The 725-nt window shown below is 37.2% G+C and carries 1 protein-coding gene; it reads right to left on the reverse strand.

Features of this window, described 5'->3' with window-relative positions:
• Window positions 1-168: 168 nt before the first annotated feature.
• Window positions 169-681, reverse strand: a complete 513-nt coding sequence (locus C9J46_RS21385; protein WP_107247676.1) for a methylated-DNA--[protein]-cysteine S-methyltransferase — start codon at window positions 679-681, stop codon at window positions 169-171.
• Window positions 682-725 lie beyond the last annotated feature (44 nt).

The following is a 725-nucleotide window of genomic DNA, read 5'->3' on the forward strand; positions in this document are numbered from 1 at the left end:
TTAAAGTTATTGGTTCACACCAAGGATAACGCTCGACTTCTTTTTGTCATCACCCTTCATGATATTTCCAATATTTACTTATATAAGGTGGCTTGGGCTTGTCCAACACTTCGGATAGGTGTCGGCTTCGCAACACATATCCTTATCTGTTATAAATACTATTTAGACTTAGATGAAGAGATTCTGCTCTAATTTTAAAAGACGTTTTTTCAATGACAAACCGCCACCATAACCAACAAGCTCACCTTTGCTGCCAATTACCCTGTGGCAAGGAATTATAATCGCCAATCCATTTGCACCATTAGCATTGCCAACCGCCCTCACTGCGCTTTCATTACCAATTGATATAGCTAAATCTTGATACGTTACAATGTCACCGTATTTTACTTTATTTAATGCGTCCCAAACCGATTTTTGAAAATCCGTACCAACCAGTAATAAAGGAATATCGAAAACACTTCGCTCACCAAGAAAGTATTCTTCAAGTTGCGTTTTAGTAGATTCTAAAACATTGTCGTTTCTTTCTACGAATTCAGCGTTAAGGCTACGCTTAATACGGTCATCAACTGCACTTCTCATTTTACGATATCGAAAGTCACAAAGACAAAGCTTACCGTCATATGAACCAAGCACAAATTCGGCATAAGGATGTTTAAAGTGTTGGATATTAATCTGATTCATTGAATGTCCTTATTATGAATAACTTACCCGTATTTATAACGCCC

The sequence above is a fragment of the Photobacterium sp. GB-36 genome, assembly GCF_003026135.1.
Classification (GTDB): domain Bacteria; phylum Pseudomonadota; class Gammaproteobacteria; order Enterobacterales; family Vibrionaceae; genus Photobacterium.

Excerpts from the sequence above, each read along its gene's own strand:
- C9J46_RS21385 (WP_107247676.1), bottom strand. The coding sequence starts at position 681 with ATGAATCAGATTAATATCCAACACTTTAAACATCCTTATGCCGAATTT.